Origin of the sequence: Streptomyces monticola (genome assembly GCF_042665355.1) — a bacterium.
Lineage (GTDB): Bacteria > Actinomycetota > Actinomycetes > Streptomycetales > Streptomycetaceae > Streptomyces > Streptomyces monticola.
The window spans coordinates 123,940-150,937 of the sequence record NZ_JBHTCF010000015.1 but is presented as its reverse complement, the minus strand read 5'-3'; the positions used below and the strand labels follow the sequence as shown (position 1 = coordinate 150,937).

Sequence of the window (26,998 nt, the reverse complement as noted above, 5' to 3'; positions counted from 1 at the left end):
GGTCATGGTCGGATCGATCACTCATGGCCGGGCACCGACGGATGAGACGGGACGCGCCGGGCCGCTGATCGTCACCGAGGACGCACAGCTGCTCGACGACCTGCTGCGGCTGTGCGCCGCGGCGGGCGCTCGGCCCGAGGTGCACCACGGGGTGCCCGAGCGCAGGGGCGGCTGGGAAGCGGCGCCGATGATCCTGGTCGGGGACGACGCCGCGGCACGGGTCCGCGGGGCGACGCGCAGGCGCGGTGTCTGTCTCGTCGGCCACGACCAGGACGACCCGGGAGTGTGGCAGCGGGCCGTGGAGATCGGCGCCGACCATGTGCTCCGGCTGCCCGACGCGGAGCAGTGGCTGGTCAACCGCATCGCGGATGTGGCCGAAGGGGTGGGACGGCCCGCGCTGACCGTGGGCGTGATCGGCGGGCGAGGGGGTGCCGGAGCCTCGACACTGGCGTGCGCCCTGGCGGTGACATCGGCGAAGGCCGGACAGCGGACCATGCTCATCGACGCCGACCCCCTGGGCGGCGGGCTCGACGTATTGCTGGGCGGCGAGACCACGAAGGGGCTGCGCTGGCCCGCCTTCGCCGAGTCCCGGGGGCGGGTGGCCGGCAGTGCGTTGGAGGAGTCGCTGCCCCGGCTGCACTCGCTGCGCGTGCTGAGCTGGGACCGCGGTGATGCCGTGGTGGTGCCCCCGGATGCCATGCGCGCGGTGCTGGCGGCCGCCCGCAGGCGCGGCGGAGTGGTGGTCGTGGATCTGCCGCGGCGAGTGGACGAGGCGGTCGCCGAGGCGCTGGCCCAGATGGATCTCGGGCTCCTGGTGGTGCCGGGCGAGCTCCGTGCCGTGGCTGCGGCGGGGCGGGTGGCCGCGGCCGCCGGGATGGTGCTGCGGGATCTGCGGGCCGTGGTGCGCGCACCCTTCACTGCGGGGCTCGACGGCGCCGAGATCGCCCGGCTGCTCGACCTGCCGCTGGCCGGTGAACTCCCGCAGGAGTCCGGCCTGTCAGGAGGGGACGAGCCGCCCGGCAGCGATGCGCGCAGTGCGCTCGGCCGCTTCGGCGCGGCCTTCTGGACGCGAGTTCAGGCGGAGGGCGGGTCATGAGCGCGGGGCTGCTCGACGGAGTGCGCCAATGGCTCGCCGAGTCCGGCGCCGAGCCGACGCCCGCCCGGGTGGCGCAGGCCCTGCGGGACCAGGGGCGGGTGCTCGGTGACGCCGAACTCCTGGGTGTCGTGCGGGACTTGCGCTCCGAACTCGTCGGAGCCGGGCCTCTGGAACCGCTGTTGGCCGACCCGGAAGTGACGGATGTGCTGGTGTCGGGGCCCGATCAGGTCTGGGTGGACCGGGGCCAGGGGCTGGAGCTGACCGAGGTGTCCTTCACGGACGCGCAGGCCGTGCGGCGCCTCGCCCAACGGCTCGCGGCAGTAGCGGGTCGGCGCCTCGACGACGCGAGGCCCTGGGCGGACGCCAGGCTGCCGGACGGGACACGGCTGCACGCGGTCCTCCCGCCGGTGGCCGTCGGCTCCACCTGCCTTTCGCTGCGCGTGGTGCGGCCCAAGGCCTTCTCCCTGGCGGAGCTGGTCGCGGCGGGCACCGTGCCGCCCGGCGGTGACCGCGTGCTCCGCTCGCTCATCGACGCCCGGCTGTCCTTTCTGATCAGCGGCGGCACCGGCTCCGGCAAGACCACGCTGCTCGCGGCGCTGCTCGGGCTCGTCGGCGCCAAGGAGCGGATCGTTCTCGCCGAGGACTCGGCCGAGCTGCGCCCCGACCACCCCCATGTGGTGCGCCTGGAGGGTCGGCCTGCCAACCAGGAGGGCGCGGGCCGGGTGACCTTGCGCGACCTGGTGCGCCAGGCACTGCGGATGCGCCCCGACCGGCTGGTGGTCGGCGAGGTCCGCGGAGCGGAGGTCGTGCATCTGCTGGCCGCGCTCAATACCGGGCACGAAGGCGGCTGCGGCACCTTGCACGCCAATGCCGCCGCCGACGTGCCGGCCCGCCTCGAAGCACTCGGCACGGCCGCAGGGCTCGACCGGGCGGCGCTGCACAGCCAGTTGGCAGCCGCCGTCTCCGTCGTCCTCCACCTCGTACGGGACGGGACAGGACGGCGGCGCATCGCCGAGGTGCGGGTGCTGGAGCGGGACTCGGCGGGCCTTGTGGTGGCGGTGCCCGCCCTGCGCTGGAGCGAGGAGGCCTTCGCGTACGAGCAGGGCTGGGAGCGGTTGCAGAACCTTCTGGGAGGTGTTCGGTGATGGACGCGGCGGTCGTTGTGGCCGGTGCCGGGGTGACCTCGGCGGGGCCGGTGTATGCCGCGGCGGTGTGCGCCGGGGCGGCTGCCTGGCTGACGGTGGGGCAGGACCGCGGGGTCCGGCGGGCACGGCTGCTGCTCGCGGGAGCCACGGTGCACGAACCGGCGGCGGCGCCGCCCTGGGAGCGGTGGCTCGCCTGGCTGCGGGTGCGCGCCCGGCCTGAATGGTGGTGCCTGGCAGTCGCGTTGATGGTCGCGGCCATGGGGCGATCGGTGGTGCCGCTCGTCCTCGGAGCGCTCGGCATGCCACTCATGGGGCGAGCGCTGCGCGGCCGGGAGCGGCGACGGGCGCGCGAGGCGCGGGCCGACGCGGTGATTGCCCTGTGCGGTGCGCTGGCCGCCGAGGTACGGGCGGGACGGCAGCCGGGTGTGGCGCTGCAGACGGCTGTGGGCTGCGCCGAGGGAGAGTCGGGGCTCGGTGAGGCGGAGACCGCTGTTCTGGCGGCGGCCCGGTTCGGCGGGGATGTGCCGGGGGCGCTGCGGGACGCGGCGCGGGAGCCAGGCGCGGACGGGCTGCTCGGGCTCGCGGCGTGCTGGCGGGTCGCGGTGGACAGCGGCGGCGGCCTGGCCGCGGGGCTCGCACGCCTGGAGAGCGCGCTCCGCTCGGAGCGGGACCAACGCGCCGATCTGCGTGTGCGGTTGTCCACCGCGCGGTCGACGGCGGTGCTCCTCGCCGGGCTGCCCGTGGTGGGTGTCCTGATGGGCACCGGGTTGGGCGCCGATCCGTTGCGGGTGCTGCTGCACACCCCCGCCGGTCTCGGCTGCCTGCTCATCGGCGGATCGCTCGAGGGGCTTGGCCTCTGGTGGGCGGTGCGGATCATGCGGCGCGCGGAGCGGCGATGAGGACGGGGTGCGGGATGAGGCGGTGTGGCGATGTGGCCCTGAGGCGGGGGTCGTGGGGAGGCGGCCGGGGCGCGGAGTTGAGCAGGGCCCGCGGCACGTATCGGGTGCGGACTTGAGCAGGGGCGCGGTGAGGCGGCGTGAGGGGTGCGGACGTGAGCAGCGCCGGAGTGAGGCGGGCCGGGGGACTTGGAGGGCGGGGCCATGGGTGGTGGTGACGGCATGGATGCCGACGTTGTCCACGGGCTGGGGGCGGCGCTGCTGCTGGCCTTGGCGCTGGCCGGTGTGGTGTGGGCGGTGGCGGTGGGGCGGTCCGAGCGAAGAGCGCGGCTGCGGGCGCGACGGGTCTTCGGGCTGCGGCGGCCGCCGAGGCAACGGCTCCGCGCACGGGGTGCCGCCACCCGGTGGGCCCCGGTGGCGGGCGCGGTTTGCGCGGGCTACGCGTTGGCGGGCGGCATCCAGGGATGCCTCCTGGGTCTCATCGCGGGATACGGCGTACGACGCTGGCAGCGCCGGAGCGAACGGCGGGAAGGCGTGGCGGCGCTCACCGAGCCGGACCCCCAACTCCCGCTCGCAGCCGACCTCCTGGCGGCTTGCGTGAGTGCGGGCGCCAGTCCCGTCGCCGCCGCGGAAGCAGTGGGGGAGTCACTTCGGGGGCCGGTGGCCGAACGTCTGGGGCGGGCCGCGGTGGAGCTGCGGCTCGGCGGCGATCCGGAGCGGGTGTGGGGCCGCCTCGCCGCCATACCGGGTGCCGGCGCACTGGCCCGGTGCCTGGAGAGGGCAGGGGCGTCCGGCGCGCCGGCCGCTGAGCAGGTGGCGCGGATCGCGGCTGACTGCCGGGCCGAGTGGGCTCGTGCCGCCGCTGCCCGCGCGCACAGGGCGAGCGTGATGATCGCGGCACCGGTGGGCCTGTGCCTGCTGCCCGCCTTCCTCGCGGTCGGAGTGGTCCCGGTGGTCATCGGACTGGCCGACGGGGTTCTGAACGGCAACTGATCAGACACACATGGGGGTTGGGATGAAGGCTGTGGGAACGCGGGTCCTCGGGACGAAGGCCTGCGGGGCGAAGGTCTACCCGGCGAAGGTCCACGGGGCGAGGGTCTACGGAAGCGCGCTCAGGTTCGTGCGGGACCGGATGCGGGCGGGCGACTCCGGAATGACGACTTCCGAGTACGCGCTCGGCACGGTCGCGGCCTGTGGCCTCGCGGGGGTGCTCTACCGAGTACTGACCTCCGACACGGTGAGGGCGGCACTGGAGTCGATCCTGGGGAAGGCGCTCGGTGTCCAGTTCTGAGCGCGGGGTGCGCGGGGTGCGCGGCCTACGGAGAGTGCGCCGTGTGTGCGGTCGGCCGAGAGCGGCCGACGTGTGCCGCCTTCGACGGAGAGCGGGTGACGGCGGCTATGTGACGGCCGAGGCGGCCACCGTGCTTCCGACGCTGGTGCTGCTGGGGGTGGCGCTGCTGTGGGCGTTGATGACCGCTGCCGCGCAGATCCAGTGCGTGGACGCGGCCAGGGCCGGGGCACGGGCGGCGGCCCGGCAGGAGCCGGCGGGCGCGACCGTGGCGGCAGCGGAGCAGGCAGCGCCCGATGGGGCACGTATCGCCGTGCGGAGGGAGGGAGATCTGGTGCGGGTGGCCGTCGTCGCCCGCTCGCCGGGACCGGGAGCGTTCGCGCTGGAACTCCGGGCCGAGGCCGTGGCCTTGGCGGAGGACAGCGTCGGGGGCGATGGGGCGGACACCGAGGGGGTGGGGGCGTGAGGTGGCCGGATCGCACTCGTGGGGCGGGTGCACGGTGCAGTGAGGATCGTGGGTCGGCGACCTTGTGGGTGGTCGTGATGGCCGCCGCCTTGGGTGTGGTGTTCGGTGCCGTGCTGCTGCTCGGCCAGGCGGTGCTGGCCCGGCATCGGGCGGGCGGTGCAGCCGACTTGGCGGCACTCGCCGCCGCCGACCACGCACTGCGGGGCCGTGCGGCGGCCTGTGCCGGGGCCGCCCGCGTGGCCGGGGCTCAGGACGCCGAGGTGGTGCGGTGCGCCGTGAGCGGGGAGATCGCCGATGTGACGGTGCGGGCCGCAGCGGGCGCCTTCCGGGCCCAGGTGCGCTCCCGTGCGGGGCCACCGGGGGCGGCGCGCCCACCGGCCCCGGCGAGACCTCCGGACCTTGGTGGGCCGCAGGGCTAGGTCCGGCCCCAGCGCCCACGGAACCCCGCCCAGCCGCCCAGCCGCCCAGCCGCCCCAGCGGGTCTAGCCGCCCCAGCCGACCCAGCGGGCCTAGCCGACCGGGCCCCTGCCCGCCGACCCCGCCGACCCCGCCGGGGCGGTCGGCGGGCAGGGGCCCGGTCGGGCGGGACTACGGCGTAGGGGCTGCCTTGAGGAGTTCCGTGAGGAGCCGTACGGCGCCGCGCTTGTGCAGAGGGTCGTTGCCGTTGCCACATTTGGGGGACTGGATGCAGGACGGGCAGCCGGCCTCGCACTCGCAGGAGGCGATGGCCTGGCGAGTGGCGGTGAGCCATTCACGCGCGGTGTGGAAGGCCCGCTCGGCGAAGCCCGCGCCGCCCGGGTGCCCGTCGTAGACGAAGACGGTGGGCAGCAGGGTATCCGGGTGGAGGGGCACGGAGACACCGCCGATGTCCCAGCGGTCGCAGGTGGCGAAGAGCGGCAGCATGCCGATGGAGGCGTGCTCAGCGGCGTGCAGGGCGCCGCCGAGGATCTCCGGGTTCACCCGGGCCGCGTCCAGCTGGTCCTCGGTGACCGTCCACCACACGGCGCGGGTGCGCAGCGTACGAGGAGGGAGGTCGAGTTTGGACTCGCCCAGGACCTCGCCGGTGATCAGCCGGCGGCGCAGGAAGGAGACGACCTGGTTGGTGACTTCGACGGATCCGTAGCAGAGGCGGCCGTCGCCCCAGGGCACCTCCACGTCCGTTTCCAGGACGGAGATGGCGGTGGTGTCGCGGGCGGTGGTGGAGTACGGCGGATTGGCCTCCTCCACGAGCGCCACCGAGTCCTCCAGGTCGAGTTCCCGCACCAGATAGGTGCGGCCCTGGTGGAGGTGGACGGCCCCGGCGTGCACGGCGGTGTGCGAGGCGGAGGCGTCGACGGTGCCGAGGAGGCGGCCGGTGCCGGACTCCACGACCTGTACGGGGCGGCCGCCTTCGCCGCGGATGTCGGTGAGGTCGGCGGCGCGTTCGCGGCGCGTCCAGTGCCAGGCCTTGGTGCGGCGGCGCAGCAGCTTCGCGGCCTCCAGCTGTGGCAGCAGTTCCGCGGCGGCCTGCCCGAAGAGGTCCATGTCCTCGTCGGTGAGCGGGAGTTCAGCGGCGGCGGCGCACAGGTGGGGGGCCAGGACGTAGGGGTTGTCCGGGTCGAGGACGGTGGATTCCACCGGCTGCTGGAAGAGCGCCTCGGGGTGGTGGACGAGATAGGTGTCCAGCGGGTCGTCGCGGGCGACCAGGACCGCGAGCGCGCCCTGTCCCGAGCGTCCGGCGCGGCCCGCCTGCTGCCACAGGGAGGCGCGGGTGCCCGGGTAGCCGGCGATGACGACGGCGTCCAGGCCGGAGATGTCGACGCCGAGTTCGAGGGCGGTGGTGGCGGCGAGGCCGAGGAGCTCGCCGGAGTGGAGGGCGCGCTCCAGGGCGCGCCGCTCGCCGGGCAGATAGCCGCCCCGGTAGGCGGCGACGCGCTGCACCAGGGAGCGGTCGACCTCGGCGAGGCGCTCCTGCGCGATCACGGAGATCAGCTCGGCGCCGCGCCGGGAGCGTACGAAGGCGACCGAGCGCACACCCTGCACGGTCAGGTCGGTGAGGAGGTCGGCGGTCTCGGCGGTGGCGGTGCGGCGGACCGGGGCGCCCTTCTCGCCGTGGAGTTCGGTGAGCGGGGGCTCCCACAGGGCGAAGACGAGCTCGCCGCGCGGTGAGGCGTCGTCGGCGACCTCTTTCACGGGCAGGCCGGTGAGCCGCCCCGCGGCTATGGACGGGTCCGCCGCGGTGGCGGAGGCGAGGAGGAACACGGGATCGGAGCCGTAGCGGGCGCAGAGCCGCCGCAGCCGCCGCAGGACCTGGGCGACATGCGAGCCGAAGACACCGCGGTAGGTGTGGCATTCGTCGATGACGACATAGCGCAGGGCGCGCAGGAAGGAGGACCAGCGGGGGTGGGAGGGGAGTATGCCGCGGTGCAGCATGTCGGGGTTGGTCAGTACGTAGTTGGCGTACTGGCGCACCCACTCGCGCTCCTCGACGGGAGTGTCACCGTCGTAGACCGCGGGCCGCACGGAGTGACCGAGCGGGGCGGCCAGATCCTTCACCGCGCGGCACTGGTCGGCGGCGAGCGCCTTCGTGGGCGAGAGATAGAGAGCGGTCGCGCCCCGCCCGTTCGGCGCTTCGGAGCCGTCGAGGAGGGTGGACAGGACCGGCATCAGATAGGCGAGGGACTTGCCGGACGCGGTGCCGGTGGCGACGACGACGGACTGCCCGTCCAGCGCGTGTTCCGCGGCGAGCGCCTGGTGGGCCCACGGGTGCTCGATTCCCGCCGCGTGGACCGCCGCGATCACTTCGGCCCGGATGCGATCGGGCCAGACGGCATGGCGGCCGGTCCTCGGGGGCAAGTGCTCCGTATGTGTGATGCGCGAAGCCCGGCTCTCCCCCGCGGCGAGCCGGTCGAGGACCGTACGCGGCGAGGGTCGCTCAGGTGTGCCCGTCGGGGCTTGATCGGGACGGAGATTCTTGGCCATCGGCACCGAGTGTGTCACTGGCGTGACGGACAATGGTCCGAAGGCGTCGTGCACGCCCGCCGGTAAGTGATTGAATGCCATCGCGGCTGGCGACCGCCTCAGGCCTGACATCAGGTGTCCGAGGGGCGAGCGCTCGATAGCAAGGTGCTGGAGGATCCGTGGACCTGTCCCTGTCGACCCGTACCGTCGGCGACCGTACGGTCGTCGAGGTCGGTGGCGAAATTGATGTATATACCGCGCCCAAGCTGCGCGAGCAGTTGGTCGAGCTGGTGAACGACGGCAGTTTCCACCTTGTCGTCGACATGGAGGGCGTGGACTTCCTCGACTCCACCGGACTCGGCGTGCTGGTAGGCGGTCTCAAGCGAGTGCGGGCCCATGAGGGTTCGCTGCGCCTGGTGTGCAACCAGGAGCGCATTCTGAAGATCTTCCGCATCACCGGCCTCACCAAGGTGTTCCCGATTCACACCTCGGTCGAGGAAGCGGTAGCGGCCACCGACTGACGGCCGATGCCCCGGGCCGGTCGGCCCGGGGCGGCAAGAGCAGGGGGGTACCGGGCCATCGCGGCCCGGCCCCTTGAAAGCACGCTCATACGCCCGAGGGGGATGCTGCATGGCCACCGTTGAACTCCGCTTCAGCGCGCTGCCCGAGCACGTCAGGACCGCCCGGCTCGTGGCGGCCGCGGTGGCGCGCAGGGCCGGAGTGGACGAGGCCGTTCTCGACGAGGTCAGGCTCGCCGTCGGCGAGGCCTGCACCCGTGCCGTCGGACTGCATCAGAGCAATGGCATCTCGGCGCCGGTGCGGGTGGTGCTCATCGAGGAGGAGAAGCAGTTCTCCATCGAGGTCGGTGACGAAGTGCCGCACGACGGCGCGGCGGCGGGAGCGGGCGGCCCGGTGCCGGGTGCTCGCGGTGGCGCGGACGACCTGGACTCCGAGGGCGAGGACGAGATGGGCCTCGCGGTCATCAGCGGCCTCGTCGACGACGTGGAGGTCACCGCCGGCGAGGACGGCGGACTGATCCGGATGAGCTGGCCGACGGCACCGGCGACGCTGCTGCCCTGAGCCGGCCAGCGCGGCGCGCGCGACCTGCTGCCCGTGCAGTGATCGTTTCAGGCCCTGTTCAACATCGTTGAACAGGGCCTTTTTGCTGCCGAGTTGGCGTTCCCCGTGATCTTCGGGTGCCTGGTCGATCTTGGATGGTTTTCGCAGACGTCCTGGTCGAGAACATATCCCCGGCACATTCCTTGATCGTCGATCAATCGTCAATGCCTTTGAGGCATTAGCCATTTCGAGGGCAATCCCGGGGCGCGATCATTTGCTGAGGAGCAACTGCGGGCCAATTCCGTTTGACGCGCACTGTTTTGATCAGGTCCAGCTCCCTACAATCCGTCCACATCTTGAGCTCAGCCCCAGCGTCAAGGAGGACGAATGGCGGGGCTTTTTTCCCCTCATCAGATCGACCACCCCTCAACCTTCGCAGCCGCAGTACTGACCTCCGACAACCGCCTCATCGTGGTCGCCATCGGTGTCGTCGCGCTCGCGGCGCTCGCGGTGGCCGGAGTCCTGGTGCGCCAGGTGCTCGCGGCGGGCGAAGGAACCGACCGCATGAAGGAGATCGCGGCAGCGATCCAGGAAGGCGCAAATGCCTACCTGGCCCGCCAGTTGCGCACCCTCGGCCTATTCGCCGTTGTGGTGTTCTTCCTACTCATGCTGCTGCCCGCGGACGACTGGAATCAGCGCGCCGGACGCTCGGTGTTCTTCCTGGTCGGAGCGCTTTTCTCGGCGGCCACCGGCTATATCGGCATGTGGCTCGCCGTCCGCAGCAATGTCCGTGTGGCAGCCGCCGCACGAGAGGCGACTCCCGCGGAAGGAGAACCCGCAAAGGATCTGACGGCCGTCTCGCACAAGGCCATGAAGATCGCTTTCCGTACGGGCGGCGTCGTCGGCATGTTCACGGTGGGTCTCGGCCTCCTCGGTGCCGCGTGCGTGGTGCTCGTCTACGCGGCCGACGCACCGAAGGTGCTGGAAGGTTTCGGCCTCGGTGCCGCACTGATCGCGATGTTCATGCGCGTCGGCGGCGGCATCTTCACCAAGGCCGCCGACGTCGGCGCCGACCTGGTCGGCAAGGTCGAGCAGGGCATTCCGGAGGACGACCCCCGCAATGCCGCGACCATCGCCGACAACGTGGGCGACAACGTCGGCGACTGCGCCGGCATGGCCGCCGACCTCTTCGAGTCGTACGCCGTCACGCTGGTCGCCGCGCTGATCCTCGGCAAGGTGGCCTTTGGTGACTCCGGGCTCGCGTTCCCGCTGATCGTGCCCGCGATCGGTGTCGTCACGGCGATGATCGGCATCTTCGCCGTCGCGCCGCGCCGCTCCGACCGCAGCGGGATGAGCGCCATCAACCGCGGCTTCTTCATCTCCGCGGTGGTCTCGCTGGTGCTCGTGGCGGCCGCGGTCTTCGCGTATCTCCCGGCCACGTACGCCGAGCTGAAGGGCGTCACGGACGCGGCGATCACGGCCCACGACGGCGACCCGCGGGTCCTGGCGCTGGTGGCCGTGGCGATCGGCATCGTGCTCGCCGCGCTGATCCAGCAGCTGACCGGCTACTTCACCGAGACCAACCGGCGCCCCGTCAGGGACATCGGCAAGACCTCGCTGACCGGTCCCGCGACCGTGGTTCTGGCCGGTATCTCCATCGGCCTCGAATCAGCCGTCTACACCGCCCTGTTGATCGGTCTCGGTGTCTACGGCGCGTTCCTGCTCGGCGGTACGTCGATCATGCTGGCGCTGTTCGCGGTGGCTCTGGCCGGTACCGGTCTGCTCACCACGGTCGGCGTCATCGTCGCCATGGACACCTTCGGTCCGGTCTCCGACAACGCCCAGGGCATCGCCGAGATGTCCGGCGACGTCGAGGGAGCGGGCGCGCAGGTGCTCACCGACCTGGACGCCGTCGGCAACACCACCAAGGCCATCACCAAGGGCATCGCCATCGCCACCGCGGTACTCGCGGCCTCGGCGCTCTTCGGCTCGTACCGCGACGCCATCGCGGGTGCGGCCAAGGACGTCGGCGAGAAGCTCGGCGACGGGGCTCCGATGAACCTCGTCATGGACATCTCGCAGCCCAACAACCTGGTGGGCCTGATCCTCGGCGCCGCGGTCGTGTTCCTCTTCTCGGGGCTCGCGATCAACGCGGTGTCGCGGTCGGCGGGCGCGGTGGTCTTCGAGGTGCGGCGGCAGTTCCGCGAGCACCCCGGGATCATGGACTACACCGAGAAGCCGGAGTACGGCCGTGTCGTGGACATCTGCACCAAGGACGCGCTGCGCGAGCTGACAACTCCCGGCCTGCTCGCGGTGCTCACCCCGATCGCGGTCGGCTTCACGCTCGGCGTCGGCGCGCTCGGCTCGTTCCTCGCGGGTGCCATCGGCACCGGCACGCTGATGGCGGTCTTCCTCGCCAACTCCGGTGGCGCGTGGGACAACGCCAAGAAGCTGGTCGAGGACGGCCACCACGGCGGCAAGGGCTCGGAGGCCCATGCCGCGACGGTCATCGGTGACACCGTGGGCGACCCGTTCAAGGACACCGCGGGACCGGCGATCAACCCGCTCCTGAAGGTGATGAACCTGGTGGCGCTGCTCATCGCGCCCGCGGTCGTCCAGTTCAGCTATGGCGACGACGCGAGTGTCGGGGTGCGGGCGGGCATCGCCACGCTCGCGATTCTCGTCATCATCGGGGCTGTCTACATCTCCAAGCGGCGCGGTATCGCCGTGGGTGACGAAGGCAACTCCGAGCGGGTCGCGAAGTCGGCCGACCCCGCGGTGGTGTCCTGACCTCGGGACGACACCTGCTCAACAGGCGGGCGGGCGGCGCTTTTTGATGCGTCGTCCGCCCGCCTTGTTGCGCCGTGCGCCCCCTTTTTGTTTCAGTGACTCTCCTCTCCCTTGGTGCAAATGGCTGCAATAGGGCTCTTAGCGGACGCCCGGCACGCGGTTGTCGCCCACTTGGCGTGTATGTTCCGGGGCCGAGAGCCATGGAAGGGACCAATCCGGTGAACAAGAAGCTTGCAGCCGCACTGTCCGGCGGTGCGGTACTGGTACTGGCCTTGTCGGGGTGCAGCGACAACAAGGACGACAAGCTCAACGACTGGGCCAAGTCGCTGTGCGGCCAGATCCAGCCGCAGCTTGAGAAGAGCGTGAAGGCGCAGCAGACCATCGTCTCGACGGCGGCGGACGGCAAGCCCGAGGAGATTCAGAAGGCGGACTCGGAGGCGTTCCAGGCGATCGCCGACGCCGACAAGGCCATCGCCGGTGCCCTGGAGAAGGCGGGCGCGCCCCCGGTCGACGACGGCAAGAAGATCCAGCAGGACGCCATCAAGGACCTCAACGAGGCGTCGAAGTCGTACGAGAACCTGAAGAAGGACGTCGACGGCCTGGACGCCAAGGACGATTCGCCCGAGGGACTCAAGAAGTTCTCGGAGGGCCTGCAGAAGGTCGCCGACGACCTGGGCAAGATCCAGCAGGACGGCGACGGGGCTCTGAAGACGCTGCTCGACGGTGACGTCGGCGCCGCGATCAAGAAGCAGGACGGCTGCAAGGCCGACGCGTCCAAGGCGCCCGCGCCCTCCAAGGCGTAGCGGCAGGCCGGAGGCGCAGCGGCAAGGAGCAGGCAGAGACAGCGATACTCGTTCTCCCGTGAGGGCCCGGCACGCGTGCGTGCTGGGCCCTTGTCGCGTCCCGGTGCCCGCCCTCGGCGCCCTTCGGCGTGGGTGCGGGGTGTGCGGTGGACGGGGAAGAGGACAATGGACGTGTGAGTACGACAAGGCTGCCCGCGAACGACCGCCCAGGAACCGCCGCCCGTCTCAGGGAGGCCCTTCTCGCCGCCGACTTCACGGCCGACGGACTGCTCGAACTGCTCGGCGCCCCGGCGTATGCCGCGCTCGCCCGCAGTGAGACGGTGCCGGCGCTGCGGGCCACGCGGGGAGACGGCCCGCTGGAGGCGCTCGTACGCCTCTTCCTGCTGCAGGAGGGCGTGCCGCACGCGCGCGTGGCGGCGGTTTTGGCGGTGGACGAGTGCCTGTCCGACGGCTGGCTCACGCAGGACGGTGACCAGGTACGGGCGACGGTGGACGTACGGCCGTACGGCGGGCCCGGCGGCGAGGACTGGTTCATCGTCTCCGACCTCGGCTGCGCCGTGGGCGGCGCCGGAGGTATCGGCAGTCACGACGAGGGCGTGGTGCTCGGTGTCGGCGGGGCGTCCACGACGCTCGCGGGCATCACGGTGCGCACGCCGGTCGCGAGCGCGCTCGACCTCGGCACCGGCTCCGGGATCCAGGCCCTGCACGCCGCCCAGCACGCGACGCGCGTGACCGCGACCGACCTCAACCCCCGTGCCCTGCACATCACCCGGCTCACCCTCGCCCTGTCCGGCGCCCATGAGGCGGACCTCAGGGAGGGCTCGCTCTTTGAACCGGTCGCCGACGAGACGTACGACTTGATCGTCTCCAACCCGCCGTTCGTCATCTCTCCCGGTGCGCGCCTGACTTACCGGGACGGCGGCATGGGCGGGGACGATCTGTGCCGCTCGCTCGTTCAAGGGGCGGGGGAGCGGTTGAACGAAGGGGGATACGCGCAGTTCCTCGCCAACTGGCAGCACGTGGAAGGGGAGGAGTGGCAGGACCGTCTGCGCTCCTGGGTGCCGCGCGGCTGTGACGCGTGGATCGTGCAGCGCGAAGTGCAGGACATTACGCAGTACGCCGAGCTGTGGCTGCGCGACGCGGGTGACCACCGCATGGACCCCGCGGAGTACGCGGCCCGTTACGACGCCTGGCTGGACGAGTTCGAGGCCCGCAAGACCAAGGCCGTCGGCTTCGGGTGGATCACGCTCAGGAAGTCGGGGGCGGCCACCCCGTCGGTGACCGTCGAGGAGTGGCCGCATCCGGTCGAGCAGCCGCTCGGCGAGGCCGTGCGCACGCACTTCGAGCGACAGGACTTCCTGCGGGACACCGACGACGCTGCGCTGCTCGCCGGGCACTTCAAGCTGGGTGCCGAGGTCGTGCAGGAGCAGGTCGGGCTCCCGGGAGCCGAGGACCCGGAGCATGTCGTCCTGCGCCAGCACCGAGGGATGCGCCGGGCCACCAAGGTCGACACGGTGGGCGCGGGCTTCGCCGGCGTGTGCGACGGATCGCTGAGCGCCGGCCGCATCCTCGACGCCATCGCCCAACTGGTCGGCGAGGACCCGGTGTTGCTGCGCGACCGCACCCCGCGGCAGATCAGGCTCCTGGTCGAGCAGGGGTTCCTGGACCCTGTGGGGTAACCGGCGGGGCGAGGCGCCACAGGAGTCAGGAGTCAGGAGTCAGAGGCGTACCCGTGGGGCATCGGCCGTACCGGAGGGAAACCGGCCAACATCCACCGGGCGCGTTCACCCCTGATTCGCGCCGATGACGCCCGGATGCCGTCCCGTCGTGCCCTGGACGTGCGCTTGGCGTGTCAGCCTCCGCGTTCTGGACACCCGGGGCGGGGAGGACACGGGCATGGAGAGCGGACCAGCGATCTTCGCGGGAACGGTGTTCGCGCTGTTCGGAGCCGGGCTGCTGATGTGGACCGGCGTCCGCGTGCGGCACCGTGAGCCGGTGGCGCAAGGTGTGAGCCCGGTCGCATCCGCGACGCTCACCGCACTGGCCGGGGCGGGCGCCCTGCTGCTCGGGGTGTGGTGCTTCACGCGCCTTTGAGAGGGGGCCGGGCGCCGGGCCGGGGTTGAATGTGGGAGAGGAGATTCCGGATATCCCCGAAAGGCCAGGTAGACACTCCGGGCGGCAGGAATGGCGGTAGTCGGGTTACCGTTCGAGTGGCCGTTGCGGGCTTTTCCCGTTTGACACGGGGGCGGGATGTACCGTCACACTCCGCAGCGTCACCGTATGAACGCGTACGGCGTCACCGTATGAAGGTGTACGGAGCGCCGTGCGGGACCGTGCGGACCACAAGAGCGACCGCGGAGCCACCGCAGAGCCACCGAGTGCCGACCGGAGAGAAGAGCCAACGTTGTCCCCGACCAGCGAGACCGCAAGCGGCGGCCGCCGACTCGTCATCGTCGAGTCGCCCGCCAAGGCGAAGACGATCAAGGGCTATCTCGGCCCTGGATACGTCGTCGAAGCGAGCGTCGGGCACATCCGCGACCTCCCGAACGGCGCCGCCGAGGTGCCCGACAAGTACACCGGCGAGGTGCGCCGCCTCGGCGTGGACGTCGAGCATGACTTCCAGCCCATCTATGTCGTCAACGCCGACAAGAAGGCCCAGGTCAAGAAGCTCAAGGACCTCCTGAAGGATTCCGACGAACTCTTCCTCGCCACCGATGAGGACCGCGAGGGCGAGGCCATCGCGTGGCACCTCCTCGAGGTCCTGAAGCCCAAGGTGCCGGTCAAGCGGATGGTGTTCCACGAGATCACCAAGGACGCCATCCAAGGCGCCGTCGCGAACCCGCGTGAGCTCAACAAGCGCATGGTCGACGCCCAGGAGACCCGCAGGATCCTGGACCGGCTGTACGGCTACGAGGTCTCTCCCGTCCTGTGGAAGAAGGTCATGCCGCGGCTCTCGGCGGGCCGTGTGCAGTCCGTCGCCACCCGCCTCGTCGTCGAGCGGGAGCGCGAGCGCATCGCCTTCCGCTCCGCCGAGTACTGGGACCTGACGGGCACCTTCGGCACCGGCCGCGGCGGTGACGCCTCAGACCCCTCGCAGCTGGTCGCCCGCCTCACCACGGTCGACGGCAAGCGCATCGCGCAGGGCCGTGACTTCAGCTCCGTCGGGCAGCTCAAGCCCAACAGCGCGAACACCCTGCACCTGGACGAGGCGAACGCCCGGGCGCTCGCGGCGGCCCTGGAGAACTCCCGGTTCTCGGTCCGCTCGGTCGAGTCCAAGCCCTACCGCCGCTCGCCGTACGCCCCGTTCCGTACGACGACGATGCAGCAGGAGGCGTCGCGCAAGCTCGGCTTCGGCGCGAAGGCCACCATGCAGATTGCGCAGAAGCTGTACGAGAACGGCTTCATCACCTATATGCGTACGGACTCCACGACCCTGTCGGACACGGCGGTCTCGGCCGCCCGTGCCCAGGTCACGCAGCTCTACGGCAGCGACTACCTGCCGGACAAGCCGCGTACGTACGCCGGCAAGGTCAAGAACGCGCAGGAGGCGCACGAGGCGATCCGCCCCTCGGGTGACCGTTTCCGCACCCCGGCCGAGACCGGTCTGACCGGTGACCAGTTCCGGCTCTACGAGCTGATCTGGAAGCGGACCGTCGCCTCCCAGATGAAGGACGCGGTCGGCAACTCGGTCACGGTCAAGATCGGCGGCACTGCCTCCGACGGCCGCGACGCCGAGTTCAGCGCCTCCGGCAAGACCATCACCTTCCATGGCTTCCTGAAGGCCTACGTCGAGGGTGCCGACGACCCGAACGCCGAGCTGGACGACCGTGAGCGCAGGCTCCCGCAGGTCAGCGAGGGCGACGGCCTGAGCGCCGAAGACATCTCGGTCGACGGCCACGCCACCAAGCCCCCGGCCCGCTACACCGAGGCCAGCCTCGTCAAGGAGCTCGAAGAGCGCGAGATCGGCCGCCCGTCGACGTACGCCTCGATCATCGGGACGATCCTCGACCGCGGCTATGTGTTCAAGAAGGGCACGGCCCTGGTGCCGTCCTTCCTGAGCTTCGCCGTCGTCAATCTCCTCGAGAAGCACTTCGGCCGGCTCGTCGACTACGACTTCACCGCCAAGATGGAGGACGACCTCGACCGCATCGCGCGCGGTGAGGCGCAGGCCGTGCCGTGGCTGCGGCGCTTCTACTTCGGCGAAGGTGACGCGGAGGGCTCCGCATCGGACGCCGGGAACGGCGACGGGGACCACCTCGGCGGCCTCAAGGAGCTCGTCACCGACCTCGGTGCGATCGACGCCCGTGAGATCTCCTCCTTCCCTGTCGGCGAGGGCATCCTGCTGCGCGTCGGGCGGTACGGCCCGTACATCGAGCGCGGTGAGAAGGGCGAGGAGAACCACCAGCGTGCGGACGTTCCGGACGATCTGGCTCCGGACGAGCTCACCGTGGAGTACGCGGAAGAGCTGCTCGCCAAGCCCAGCGGCGACTTCGCCCTCGGCAAGGACCCGCACAGCGGGAACGAGATCGTGGCCAAGGACGGGCGGTACGGCCCGTATGTCACGGAGGTGCTGCCGGAAGGCACCCCGAAGACCGGCAAGAACGCGGTCAAGCCGCGCACGGCCTCGCTCTTCAAGTCGATGTCCCTGGACACGGTGACCCTCGACGACGCCCTGAAGCTGATGTCGCTGCCGCGCGTCGTCGGCACCGACGCCGAAGGTGTCGAGATCACCGCGCAGAACGGCCGCTATGGGCCGTATCTGAAGAAGGGCACCGACTCGCGCTCCCTGGAGACCGAGGACCAGATCTTCGGGATCACTCTCGAAGAGGCCCTGGAGATCTACTCCAAGCCGAAGCAGCGCGGCCGGGCCGCCGCCAAGCCGCCCCTGAAGGAGCTCGGCGAGGACCCGGTCAGCGGGAAGCCGGTGGTCGTGAAGGACGGCCGGTTCGGCCCGTACGTCACGGACGGCGAGACCAACGCGACGCTGCGGGCGGCGGACTCGGTCGAGGACATCACGGCCGAGCGCGGCTTCGAACTGCTCGCGGAGAAGCGGGCGAAGGGCCCGGCCAAGAAGACCGCCAAGAAGGCGGCCAAGAAGGCGCCCGCGAAGAAGGCCCCGGCGAAGAAAACCGCCACTAAGACGGCGGCCAAGAAAACCGCCGCTAAGAAGACGACGACCGCCAAGAAGACCGCTGCCGCGAAGAAGGCTCCGGCCAAGAAGGCGGCCTCGGCGAAGGTGCCTTCGGAGGACTGAGCTGAGCCTCGGAGGGTCGGTCTTCGGTGGAGTGAGTTGAGCCTCGGAGGGTCGGCCTTCGGCGGGCTGAGGGCTGTTGCGGGTCTCTGGAGCGTGGTGGTCCGGGCGTATGTTCGGGCACTCGCTTCGGGGAGCCCGGGGCTCCGGATAGGCTGGCGGGATGACGCGTGCCGAGCAGCCAACGGTCGTGAACCACGACCCCGACGACGCCCTGGTCGCAGACTCCCGTGAGCGTGCCGTCCGCGCACTGCTGCGCTTCCCGCCGCTGAAGCGGCTGTGGAGTGCGCAGCTGGTGGGCAGTATCGGCGACGCCCTCGCGCTTCTCGTACTCGTCGTCCTGTCCCTGCAGGCGGCGGTCATCGAGGGGTCGTTCGGGGGCGGTTACCGCGGGGCGGCCTTCGCGGTCGCGGCGGTCTTCGGCGTACGCATTCTCGCCACGCTGCTCTTCGGGGCGGTGCTCCTCGGCCCGTTGACCTCGCTCACCTCTGCCCAGGGCCCGCTCGACCGGCGCTGGACCATGATCGGTGCCGACGGTCTGCGGGCCGTGCTGCTGATCGTGGCACCGCTGTGGATCGACTGGACCCCGGACAGCGCGCTCGCCGTGCTGCTCGTCACCGGCTTCGTGGTCGGGGTCGCCGAGCGCTTCTGGACCGTGTCCCGGGAGAGCGCCGCGCCCGCCCTGCTGCCGGCGCCGCCGCTCGAAGGCGCCACTGTGCGCCCGCTGCCCGACCACATGGACGCGCTGCGGCGGCTCTCGCTGCGTACCGCCTTCGTCGCCCTGCCGCTCGCCGCGTTCAGCCTGATCGCCGTCACCCTGGTGAGCAATCTCCTGGGCGCCGGGATCGAGTGGTTCGATCTGCACCAGGCGGCACTCGCCTCGTATGTCGCGGCTGGCCTGTTCGCCGCCTCGCTGTCCGTCGTCTACTTCCTCGAACTGCCCGACACCCAGACGCCGCGCGCCCGTTCACCGCTGGAGGGACTGCGCCGCCCCAAGACCGGTACCGGTGTCGACAAGGGGCGCACGGGCGCGAGCCCACTGCTCGTGCTCGCCTGCGCGGCGGTCGCGGGTGCGATCGCCGCCGCGGTCGCCGTCGCCGTCCTGCACGCCGTGGACCTGTCCGGCGGGCCGGTGCTCTTCGGTCTGCTCGTCGTCGGCCTCACGGGCGGCACGGTTCTCGGGATCCGTACGGCGGCGTCCGTGCTGCCCGCCCTTTCACGGCGCCGGCTGCTCGCGCTCGCCATCGCCCTCACGGGCCTCGGCCTGCTCGCCGCCGGGCTCGTCCCCGATCCGACGACGGTGCTCCTGATCGTCACCCTGTCCGGGTACGCCGCCGGGGTCGCCGCCAACACCGGGCACGCGCTGCTCGACCAGGAGGTCGAGGACTTCCGGCGGGCCCGCACCACCGAGCACCTCCAGGCCGTCGTACGCGTCTTCATCGCGCTCGGCGCGCTCGCCGCCCCGCTCCTTGCCGCGGCGATCGGGCCGCACCGCGTGGAGAGCGGCAAGTTCGTGTTCGCGCACGGCGGCGCCGCGTTCGCGCTGATGCTCGCCGGGGCGCTGCTCCTGCCCGTCGCGGCGCTGGTGCTCGCCCGTACCGACGACCGCTCCGGGGTGCCGCTGCGGCGTGACCTGAGCGAGGCGCTGCGCGGTGGCGGCGACCCCGTGCAGGCGCCCGCCGCCACCGGGTTCTTCATCGCCCTCGAAGGCGGCGACGGCGCGGGGAAGTCCACCCAGGCCGATGCGCTCGCCGAGTGGATCAGGGCCAAGGGCCACGAGGTCGTCCTCACCCGCGAGCCGGGTGCCACTCCGGTCGGCAAGCGGCTGCGGTCGATCCTGCTCGATGTGTCGTCCGCCGGTCTCTCGCACCGCGCGGAGGCGCTTTTGTACGCCGCCGACCGCGCGGAGCACGTCGACACGGTCGTACGCCCCGCTCTTGAGCGTGGCGCGGTCGTCATCACGGACCGCTACATCGACTCGTCCGTCGCCTACCAGGGTGCGGGCCGCGACCTGTCGCCGACCGAGATCGCCCGGATCTCGCGCTGGGCGACGGACGGGCTGGTGCCGCATCTGACGGTGCTGCTCGATGTCTCGCCGGAGACGGCGCGGGAGCGGTTCACGGAGGCGCCCGACCGTCTGGAGTCGGAGCCCGCCGAGTTCCACGCGCGCGTGCGCTCCGGTTTCCTCACGCTCGCCGCCTCTGACCCCGGCCGCTACCTGGTGGTGGACGCGGGCCAGGAGCCCGAGGCGGTGACCACGGTCGTACGCCATCGCCTCGACCAGGTGCTGCCCCTGTCCGAGGCCGAGCTGAAGGCGCAGGAAGAAGCGCGCAAGGCGGCCGAGGAAGAAGCCAGGCGCAAGGCCGAGGAAGAGGCCGCCCGCAAGGCCGAGGAGGAGCGCCAGGAGCGCGAACGGCAGGAGCAGCTCGCCAGGTTGCGCGCCGAGGAGGAGGAGCGCAAGCGGCGCGAGCTGGAGGAGGCCCGCCGTCGCGAGGCCGAGCGCCAGGCCGAGGAAGCCAGGCAGCGCGCCGAGGAGGCCCGCCGTCTCGCCGAGGAGGAGCGCAAGCGGCGCGAGGCCGAGGAGAAGGTGCGGGCCGCAGAGGAGGAGCGACGGCGCCGGCAGGCGGAGGAGGAGTCGCGACTGCGGGCCGAGGCCGAGGCGCGCCGCCTGGAGAAGCAGCGCAAGGCGGAAGAGTCCCTGCTGCGGGCGGAGCAGGCGCGGCGGGCGGCGACGACCGGAGCATCCGCGGCGGCAGCGGCGTCCACGGCCTCCGCGGCCTCCGCGGCGGCGGGCAAGGAAGCTGCCGCTGCGCCGGGCAAGGAAGCCGCGGCTGCGGAAACCGACAGTGAGACGACCGTGCCGACGCCGATCGTCAAGCCCGACGCCGCACCGTCGAGCGCCGCCGACGAGACGACGGTGCTGCCCGTGGCGAACCCCGAGAGAGCCGGCGCGGACAACGAGGAGACGGCCGTGCTGCCTCAGCCGCCCGCTCCTCAGGGCGCGGCCGACGAGACTGCGGTGCTGCCTCCCGTGCGGGACGCCCGCCCGGCGGGCAACGCGGCGAGCAACCCCGCGGACCGGGTGCCGCCGGGGATCTTCCGCGAGGAGCGGCAGCAGCCCTCGCCGGACGAGGACCGCACCCGTGAACTCCCGCAGGTCGACCCGGAGTCGGGCACCGCGCGTCGGCGCCCCCGTTCCGACTGGGCGGAGGAGACGCCGCTCGACGATCTGCCGTCGCTGGCGGACGAGTTGCTGGGGGAGCGGGACGAGGACGAGGGCGGCCGCGGTGGCCGTGGCGGCCGGGGGCGGCGCGGCTAAGGGGCTGCGGCCGGGCTGCCGGGCGGCCGTGGCGGCCGGGTCTCTGGCACCGGTGGTGTCCGGCTGGCATTGGCGTCCCGCCGTCACTGGCCCCCGCTGTCAGACCCCTGCCTCACAATGGAGAGGCAGGGCAAGTGCTGCCGTCAGCGCGCGCAGTCGTGACGCGGCGGTAGGCCAACGGCACAGCAGTGACCGAACGGCACGGCGGTAAGCAGGGAAAGGCGGGGCGACATGCCCGTATGGGACGACCTGGTCGGACAGGAGCGCGTCGCGGCGCAGCTCAGTGCCGCGGCCGGGGACGCCGACGCCCTGGTGACCGCGGAGGCGGCCAGGACTCCCGCCCCCGAGGCCTCGAAGATGACGCACGCCTGGCTGTTCACGGGCCCGCCCGGCTCGGGCCGCTCCACGGCCGCCCGTGGTTTCGCCGCCGCCCTGCAGTGCGTCAGCCCGGACCGCGCCCTGGGCGGGGTTCCGGGGTGCGGATTCTGCGACGGCTGCCACACCTCGTTGATCGGTACGCATGCCGATGTCGAGGTCGTACGGACGGACATGCTGAGCATCGGCGTCAAGGAGACCCGGGAGCTGGTCCGCCGCGCCCAGCTCTCGCCCGCCGGCGGCCGCTGGCAGGTCATCGTCCTGGAGGACGCCGACCGCCTCACCGAGGGCGCGGGGAACGTCCTCCTGAAAGCGGTGGAGGAGCCCGCCCCCCGCACGGTCTGGCTGCTCTGCGCGCCGTCCCTGGAGGACGTGTTGCCCACCATCCGCTCCCGCTGCCGCCACCTGACGCTGCGTACGCCACCGGTGGAGGCCGTCGCCGACATCCTGGTCCGCAGGGACGGCATCGAGCCGGAGGTCGCCGCCGTCGCGGCCCGTGCCACGCAGGGGCACATCGGCCGGGCCCGCCGCCTGGCGACCGACGAGCGGGCACGCGCGCGTAGGGCGGCGGTGCTGAAGCTGCCGCTGCGTGTCGACGACATCGGCGGCTGTCTGAAGGCCGCACAGGAGCTGATCGACGCCGCGTCGGACGACGCCAAGCAGGTCGCCGAAGAGGTCGACGTCAAGGAGACCGAGGAGCTGAAGGCGGCGCTCGGTGCCGCGCAGGGCGGGCGGATGCCGCGCGGCACGGCGGGCGTGATGAAGGAGCTCGAGGACCGGCAGAAGCGCCGCCGTACGCGTACGCAGCGCGACAGCCTCGATCTGGCCCTGGTCGACCTGACCGCGTTCTACCGCGACGTACTGGCGCTGCAGTTCGGCTCCCAGGTCGCCCTCGCCAACACCGAGATGCGCGACGCCCTCGACCGCATCGCGCTCAGCTCCTCACCGGAGGCGACCCTGCGCCGCATCGAGGCGATCGCCGCCTGCCGTACGGCACTTGACCGCAATGTGGCCCCGCTGCTCGCGGTGGAGGCGATGGCGGTGGCGCTCCGCGCGGGGTGAGGCGGCCTTACTCGGAGATGAGGCGGGGCTGGGTCGGACTGCCGTGGCACGGGTGTCGGTGGGGGCGGCACGGGTGTCTGTGTGTGGGGGGACCGTCACTCGTAAGGACTCCGCTGAACACGGAATGTGTGCCCTCGGCCACCTGAGAGTTACGCTCGCCGGATGGACACCAGGCGCCACCTCTTCCGCACCAGCGGCACCCTGCTCACGGCGGCCGCGCTGCTGATCTCCGGCTGTTCGTCGGGGAGTTCGTCGTCCAGCGCCGTGGAGTCCGCGCTGCCGGCCGAGACACCGAAGGCCCTGACGGCGTACTACGGACAGGAGTTGAGCTGGCGCGAGTGCGGCGTGCCCGGCTTCCAGTGCGCGTCGATGAAGGCCCCGCTCGACTACGACAAGCCGGGGAGCGGCGACATCAAGCTCGCCGTCGCCCGCAAGAAGGCCACGGGGCCGGGCAAGCGCCTCGGCTCGCTCATGGTCAACCCGGGCGGCCCGGGCGGCTCCGCGATCCAGTACCTGCAGACGTACGCGGGTATCGGCTACCCGGCGCCGGTGCGCGCGCAGTACGACATGGTCGCCGTCGACCCGCGCGGCGTGGCCCGCAGCGAGCCGGTCGAATGCCTTGAGGGCAAGGCGATGGACGCGTACACGCAGACCGACGTCACTCCCGACGGCCAGCGCGAGACAGACCAACTGGTGGCCGCCTACAAGGAGTTCGCGCAGGGCTGCGAACGGCGCTCGGGCAAGGTGCTGCCCCATGTCTCCACGGTGGCAGCGGCCCGTGACATGGATGTGCTCCGCGCGGCGCTCGGTGACGAGAAGCTGAGTTACGTAGGGGCGTCGTACGGCACGTTCCTGGGCGCGACGTACGCCGGTCTCTACCCGAAGCGCACCGGCCGCGTGGTCCTGGACGGCGCGATGGACCCGTCCCTGCCTGCGCGCCGGATGAACCTGGACCAGACGGCCGGATTCGAGACGGCGTTCCAGGCGTTCGCGAAGGACTGCGTGGCCCGCAAGAACTGCCCGCTCGGCACCGGAAGCCCCGAGGACGCGGGCAAGCGTATGAAGGACTTCTTCCGTGACCTCGACAAGGCGCCGGTCCCGACCGGCACCGACCGCAGGCTCGGCGAGTCCCTGGCCACGACCGGCGTGATCGCCGCGATGTACGACGAGGCGGCCTGGCCGCAGCTGCGGGACGCCATCGCGGCAGCCATGGAGAAAGAGGACGGCGCCGGTCTCCTCGCCCTCGCCGACAGCTACTACGAGCGGGAGCCGGACGGGAAGTACGCGAATTTGATGTTCGCCAACGCTGCCGTGAACTGCCTCGACCTGCCCCCCGCCTTCAAGGACCCGGACGCGGTGAAGTCCGCTCTGCCGGAGTTCGAGAAGGCCTCACCGGTCTTCGGCGAGGGTCTCGCATGGTCCTCCCTCAACTGCGCGTACTGGCCGGTGCGGGCCACCGGCGAGCCGCACCGCATCAAGGCCGAGGGCGCGTCCCCGACCGTGGTCGTCGGCACGACCCGCGACCCGGCCACCCCCTACAAGTGGGCGGAGGCCCTCGCCGGCCAGCTGGACTCCGGCCACCTCCTGACCTACGACGGCGACGGCCACACCGCCTACGGCCGGGGCAGCGACTGCATCGACAGCGCGATCAACCGCTACCTCCTGCGCGGCGATGCGCCGCCGGACGGCAAGAAGTGCTGAGCCGTCCGACGGCCGGTCCGGGGGGCGGGGCCGCGGGCTGATCGGGGGCTGTCCGGGCGGGCCGGGGGCTGGTCAGGGGCACCCCGATTAACCCTGTAGACTTGGCGGCGCTGCTGATGCGAACCTCTTCCTGCGCGGAAGAGACGTCATCTCCGTAGCTTGCCGCCTTAGCTCAGATGGCCAGAGCAACGCACTCGTAATGCGTAGGTCTCGGGTTCGAATCCCGAAGGCGGCTCGGAGAAACCCCAGGTCGCATAGCCCGTGACCTGGGGTTTTGTGTTGCTCGGGGCATGCGGCGCCACGCGGCTGGGGCGCCGCGCGGCTGGGGCGCCGCGACTTTGCTTGCGTGAGCGATGCGTGAGCGGAGCGCACAGGAACCTACTTCTTGGGCTTCCGGCGCTTGGCCTTCTTCGCGGCTTCGGCGTGAGCGTTCGCCCTGCCCTTCGGCTTGCGACCGTTGCCCTTGCCAGCCTTGGCTTTCGCCTTCTTCGCCGCCTTGCGGGCCGCTTTTTCCGCCTCGGTCTTGCGCTGAAGCGGGACCAGCTTGGCGGTGGCTTCGGCGGCGCTCTTGCCGACCTGGGGCAGAACGCTCTGGTAGATGTCCCGCGTGATGCGGGTGTCGCTGTGCCCGAGGGTGTCCGACACGATCTTGATGTCGATGTCGGCGGCCAGCATGAGGGTGGCCGCGCCGTGGCGCAGGTCGTGCAGTCGGATCGGCGGGAGGCCGGAGGCGGCGGCGAGGCGCTCGAAGAGGTCGGTCACCTTGCCGGGGTGGAGCCAGGAGCCGTCTTCCTGGGTGAAGACGTGGCCGGTCTTGACCCAGGCCGAGCCCCACTCTGCGCGGGCTTTGTCCTGCCGCTCGCGGTGCCGCTTCAAGACGTCGACCGTGTCGTCGTCGAGCGCCACCACGCGGTAGCCGCTGTCCGTCTTCGGGTCGGATGCCTCGACCTCCCAGCCGTCCTGCACGAGCTGGGCGGAGACGGTGAGGGAGTGGGGGACGTCCGCCGAATCGCCGCGGAGAACGGCGATCTACTGCAGACCAACAAGTCAGCCATCTCGCACTGGGTCAACGGCACTCGCCAGCCCACCGGACAAGTCGGCCGCTACCTCGCCGAGGCGCTGTCCCGTCGTACCAGACGCACCGTCACGCAGAGCGAGATCGGACTGCGAGCCGCCGAGGACACGGCGGACGAGACCGACCCAGTGATCGCTGCAACAGACTTGGGGCGAGCGGATGTTGAGCGCAGACGCTTCCTCGCCATCGCCGCGTTCACCACAGCCGGCGTAGCGATGCCTCTTGCCTACGAGCACGAGGCGACCGCCCGCATGCTCCGCGCACGCACCGGCCGCATGCTGGTCGGCGCCGAAGATGTAGACGTCGTACGCCACATCACCGCCGCGTTCAGCGCAGCCGACGAGCGCCTGGGCGGCGGCCACGGACTGACCACCGTCACCGCCTACCTGGCCGACACCGCAGCACCCATGCTCCGCGCCCGCTTCCCCACCGAAGCCTTACGCCGGACCGCCTTCGGCGCGGTGGCCGAACTCGCCTACCTGGCAGGCTGGAAGCACCACGACCTTGGCCAGGAAGGCGCCGCCCAGCGCTACTACCAGGTCGGGTACCAACTCGCCTGTGAGGCGGACCCACGAGGCCACGCCGCCTGGATGATGCGCGCCCTCGCCCACCAGGCCCTCAGCCTCAAGCAGCCCGACCACTGCATCGACCTCGCCCAGGCAGCCCTCGCAAACGGGATCGGCCACGTCGACGGCCAGACCGAAGCCCTGCTCCACATCACCCACGCCCGCGCATACGCCGCCTCCGGAGAAAAGCCTTCCGCCGCCCGCGCCCTGCTCGCCGCCGAGGACGCCCTGCTCCGCGACGACGGCCCTCAGCCCAGCTACTCCCGCGTCAGCGGCCCGGCCGCCGGCACCGTGGCCAGCCACACCGCCCGCACCCTGACCGACCTCGCCGACCACGTCGGCACCGAGCAGCAACACCGCGACGCCCTCACCCGCTGGGACCCGGAGAAGTACAAGCGCGTCCACGCCCTCACGTACGCCGACCTCGGCGACAGCCTGGCCGCCCGGGCCCGCGCCGACGAAGCCGTCGCCGCCTGGAGCCAGGCTCTGACCCTCATGGAGGGCATGACCTCCGACCGCACCCGCAAGGCGATCACGTCGCTCAGATCCACCCTCGCGGTCTACCAGCGCCGAGGTGTCCCAGGAGCCGCCGAACTCACACGCCGCGCACGCGAAGCGCTCGCCTAACATGCCCAACAACCCGGTCGACGAAGGGACCATCGTGGCTCAGCCGACAACCGACGCCCAGCAGCCGAAAGCCCTCAAGCCCGCACTCGAATCCATGACCCTGCTGGTCGCCGCCGTCATCGTCCACGACAAGGCCACTGATCGCGTCGTCCTGCTCCAGCGCAGCGAGAACGCAAAGTTCGCCCAAGGGATGTGGGACCTGCCGGTCGGCAAGAGCGAGCCGGGCGAGCCCGTCACGGAGACTGCGGTGCGCGAGCTCTACGAAGAGACCGGCCTAACCGTGAAGCCCGAGTCCCTCAGGATCGCCCACATCATCCACGGGGCATGGGGAGTTGAAGCACCCAACGGCTTCCTCACCGTCGTCTTCGCGGCTGAGGAGTGGACGGGCGAACCGGCAAACCGTGAGCCTCGCAAGCACGCCCAGGTCCGGTGGGTCGAAGCAGACTCGATCCCCGAGGAGTTCGTTGATACCACCGCCAGTGCTCTGCGCTGCTACCTGACCGGGGGCCCTCAAGTCTCGCTCGATGGCTGGGATTAGT

General features: G+C 71.6%; 19 protein-coding genes, 1 tRNA gene and 2 pseudogenes. 20 read left to right on the top strand and 2 right to left on the bottom strand.

All coding sequences use genetic code 11. The features are described 5' to 3' along the window. Window positions 1-4 precede the first annotated feature (4 nt). The 7 genes from ssd (at window position 5) to ACFQVC_RS29770 (ending at window position 5,310) form a co-directional block, all read left to right on the top strand. The gene (gene ssd / locus ACFQVC_RS29800) at window positions 5-1,096 is read left to right on the top strand and encodes a septum site-determining protein Ssd (RefSeq protein WP_381836343.1); all 1,092 of its coding nucleotides are present in this window, start codon (window positions 5-7) and stop codon (window positions 1,094-1,096) included. Then, window positions 1,093-2,241 (top strand): TadA family conjugal transfer-associated ATPase, encoded by a 1,149-nt coding sequence (locus tag ACFQVC_RS29795; protein ID WP_381836341.1) that lies wholly within the window; start codon window positions 1,093-1,095, stop codon window positions 2,239-2,241. The genes ssd and ACFQVC_RS29795 overlap by 4 nt, the downstream gene beginning before the upstream one ends. Then, window positions 2,241-3,140: a type II secretion system F family protein gene (locus tag ACFQVC_RS29790; protein WP_381836339.1), complete on the top strand. Its 900-nt coding sequence runs from the start codon at window positions 2,241-2,243 to the stop codon at window positions 3,138-3,140. The genes ACFQVC_RS29795 and ACFQVC_RS29790 overlap by 1 nt, the downstream gene beginning before the upstream one ends. A gap of 219 nt (window positions 3,141-3,359) precedes the next feature. Then, the gene (locus tag ACFQVC_RS29785) at window positions 3,360-4,130 is read left to right on the top strand and encodes a type II secretion system F family protein (RefSeq protein WP_381836337.1); all 771 of its coding nucleotides are present in this window, start codon (window positions 3,360-3,362) and stop codon (window positions 4,128-4,130) included. 22 nt (window positions 4,131-4,152) lie between these two features. After that, window positions 4,153-4,428 (top strand): DUF4244 domain-containing protein, encoded by a 276-nt coding sequence (locus ACFQVC_RS29780; RefSeq protein WP_381836335.1) that lies wholly within the window; start codon window positions 4,153-4,155, stop codon window positions 4,426-4,428. Window positions 4,429-4,498: 70 nt separating this feature from the next. Then, complete coding sequence (locus ACFQVC_RS29775) at window positions 4,499-4,891, top strand: TadE family type IV pilus minor pilin (RefSeq protein ID WP_381836333.1); 393 nt, start codon at window positions 4,499-4,501, stop codon at window positions 4,889-4,891. Between the two features lie 77 nt (window positions 4,892-4,968). After that, window positions 4,969-5,310 (top strand): Rv3654c family TadE-like protein, encoded by a 342-nt coding sequence (locus tag ACFQVC_RS29770; RefSeq protein WP_381836331.1) that lies wholly within the window; start codon window positions 4,969-4,971, stop codon window positions 5,308-5,310. A 169-nt stretch (window positions 5,311-5,479) separates the two neighbouring features. Here ACFQVC_RS29770 and ACFQVC_RS29765 read toward each other — a convergent pair whose 3' ends face one another. Continuing rightward, a complete protein-coding gene (locus ACFQVC_RS29765) occupies window positions 5,480-7,933 on the bottom strand; it encodes a DEAD/DEAH box helicase (RefSeq protein ID WP_381836329.1) in 2,454 nt (817 codons plus the stop codon). Between the two features lie 77 nt (window positions 7,934-8,010). On the opposite strand from ACFQVC_RS29765, the gene bldG reads away from it, so the two are divergent. The 11 genes from bldG to ACFQVC_RS29710 all read left to right on the top strand — a co-directional run bounded on the left by bldG (window position 8,011) and on the right by ACFQVC_RS29710 (window position 24,426). Next, entirely contained in the window at window positions 8,011-8,352 is a 342-nt protein-coding gene (bldG, locus tag ACFQVC_RS29760) for an anti-sigma factor antagonist BldG (protein ID WP_003975386.1), read from the top strand. 109 nt (window positions 8,353-8,461) lie between these two features. Continuing rightward, window positions 8,462-8,911, top strand: a complete 450-nt coding sequence (locus tag ACFQVC_RS29755; protein WP_381836327.1) for an ATP-binding protein — start codon at window positions 8,462-8,464, stop codon at window positions 8,909-8,911. 366 nt (window positions 8,912-9,277) lie between these two features. Continuing rightward, entirely contained in the window at window positions 9,278-11,680 is a 2,403-nt protein-coding gene (locus ACFQVC_RS29750) for a sodium-translocating pyrophosphatase (RefSeq protein WP_381836326.1), read from the top strand. A gap of 218 nt (window positions 11,681-11,898) precedes the next feature. Then, window positions 11,899-12,483, top strand: coding sequence for a small secreted protein (locus ACFQVC_RS29745; protein WP_381836324.1), 585 nt, complete (start codon window positions 11,899-11,901; stop codon window positions 12,481-12,483). 173 nt (window positions 12,484-12,656) lie between these two features. Continuing rightward, entirely contained in the window at window positions 12,657-14,162 is a 1,506-nt protein-coding gene (locus ACFQVC_RS29740) for a DUF7059 domain-containing protein (RefSeq protein WP_381836322.1), read from the top strand. 217 nt (window positions 14,163-14,379) lie between these two features. Then, window positions 14,380-14,577 carry a hypothetical protein gene (locus tag ACFQVC_RS29735; protein ID WP_381836320.1) on the top strand — a complete coding sequence of 66 codons (198 nt, stop codon included), beginning with the start codon at window positions 14,380-14,382 and terminating at the stop codon, window positions 14,575-14,577. 310 nt (window positions 14,578-14,887) lie between these two features. Next, on the top strand, window positions 14,888-17,737 hold the full coding sequence (gene topA / locus ACFQVC_RS29730) for a type I DNA topoisomerase (protein ID WP_381836318.1): 2,850 nt from the start codon (window positions 14,888-14,890) through the stop codon (window positions 17,735-17,737). A gap of 160 nt (window positions 17,738-17,897) precedes the next feature. Next, window positions 17,898-21,053, top strand: a complete 3,156-nt coding sequence (gene tmk, locus ACFQVC_RS29725; protein WP_381836316.1) for a dTMP kinase — start codon at window positions 17,898-17,900, stop codon at window positions 21,051-21,053. Window positions 21,054-21,284: 231 nt separating this feature from the next. Then, window positions 21,285-22,490 carry a DNA polymerase III subunit delta' gene (locus tag ACFQVC_RS29720; protein ID WP_381836314.1) on the top strand — a complete coding sequence of 402 codons (1,206 nt, stop codon included), beginning with the start codon at window positions 21,285-21,287 and terminating at the stop codon, window positions 22,488-22,490. 162 nt (window positions 22,491-22,652) lie between these two features. Beyond that, on the top strand, window positions 22,653-24,191 hold the full coding sequence (locus ACFQVC_RS29715; protein WP_381836312.1) for an alpha/beta hydrolase: 1,539 nt from the start codon (window positions 22,653-22,655) through the stop codon (window positions 24,189-24,191). Between the two features lie 161 nt (window positions 24,192-24,352). Beyond that, window positions 24,353-24,426, top strand: a tRNA-Thr gene (locus tag ACFQVC_RS29710). Window positions 24,427-24,569: 143 nt separating this feature from the next. Here ACFQVC_RS29710 and ACFQVC_RS29705 read toward each other — a convergent pair. Then, window positions 24,570-25,184, bottom strand: a pseudogene (locus tag ACFQVC_RS29705) (site-specific integrase); the annotation flags it as partial. 3 nt (window positions 25,185-25,187) lie between these two features. Here ACFQVC_RS29705 and ACFQVC_RS29700 point away from each other — a divergent pair. Next, a pseudogene (locus ACFQVC_RS29700) lies at window positions 25,188-26,459 on the top strand (tetratricopeptide repeat protein); the annotation flags it as partial. 1 nt (window position 26,460) lies between these two features. After that, complete coding sequence (locus ACFQVC_RS29695; RefSeq protein ID WP_381836310.1) at window positions 26,461-26,997, top strand: NUDIX domain-containing protein; 537 nt, start codon at window positions 26,461-26,463, stop codon at window positions 26,995-26,997. Window position 26,998: the final 1 nt, after the last annotated feature.

Excerpts from the sequence above, each read along its gene's own strand:
- ACFQVC_RS29780 (WP_381836335.1), top strand. The coding sequence starts at position 4,153 with ATGAAGGCTGTGGGAACGCGGGTCCTCGGGACGAAGGCCTGCGGGGCG.
- ssd (WP_381836343.1), top strand. The coding sequence starts at position 5 with ATGGTCGGATCGATCACTCATGGCCGGGCACCGACGGATGAGACGGGA.
- ACFQVC_RS29765 (WP_381836329.1), bottom strand. The coding sequence starts at position 7,933 with ATGGCATTCAATCACTTACCGGCGGGCGTGCACGACGCCTTCGGACCA.
- ACFQVC_RS29785 (WP_381836337.1), top strand. The coding sequence starts at position 3,360 with ATGGATGCCGACGTTGTCCACGGGCTGGGGGCGGCGCTGCTGCTGGCC.
- ACFQVC_RS29795 (WP_381836341.1), top strand. The coding sequence starts at position 1,093 with ATGAGCGCGGGGCTGCTCGACGGAGTGCGCCAATGGCTCGCCGAGTCC.
- ACFQVC_RS29735 (WP_381836320.1), top strand. The coding sequence starts at position 14,380 with ATGGAGAGCGGACCAGCGATCTTCGCGGGAACGGTGTTCGCGCTGTTC.
- ACFQVC_RS29755 (WP_381836327.1), top strand. The coding sequence starts at position 8,462 with ATGGCCACCGTTGAACTCCGCTTCAGCGCGCTGCCCGAGCACGTCAGG.
- tmk (WP_381836316.1), top strand. The coding sequence starts at position 17,898 with ATGACGCGTGCCGAGCAGCCAACGGTCGTGAACCACGACCCCGACGAC.
- ACFQVC_RS29750 (WP_381836326.1), top strand. The coding sequence starts at position 9,278 with ATGGCGGGGCTTTTTTCCCCTCATCAGATCGACCACCCCTCAACCTTC.
- ACFQVC_RS29720 (WP_381836314.1), top strand. The coding sequence starts at position 21,285 with ATGCCCGTATGGGACGACCTGGTCGGACAGGAGCGCGTCGCGGCGCAG.
- ACFQVC_RS29715 (WP_381836312.1), top strand. The coding sequence starts at position 22,653 with ATGGACACCAGGCGCCACCTCTTCCGCACCAGCGGCACCCTGCTCACG.
- ACFQVC_RS29770 (WP_381836331.1), top strand. The coding sequence starts at position 4,969 with ATGGCCGCCGCCTTGGGTGTGGTGTTCGGTGCCGTGCTGCTGCTCGGC.
- ACFQVC_RS29695 (WP_381836310.1), top strand. The coding sequence starts at position 26,461 with ATGCCCAACAACCCGGTCGACGAAGGGACCATCGTGGCTCAGCCGACA.
- ACFQVC_RS29790 (WP_381836339.1), top strand. The coding sequence starts at position 2,241 with ATGGACGCGGCGGTCGTTGTGGCCGGTGCCGGGGTGACCTCGGCGGGG.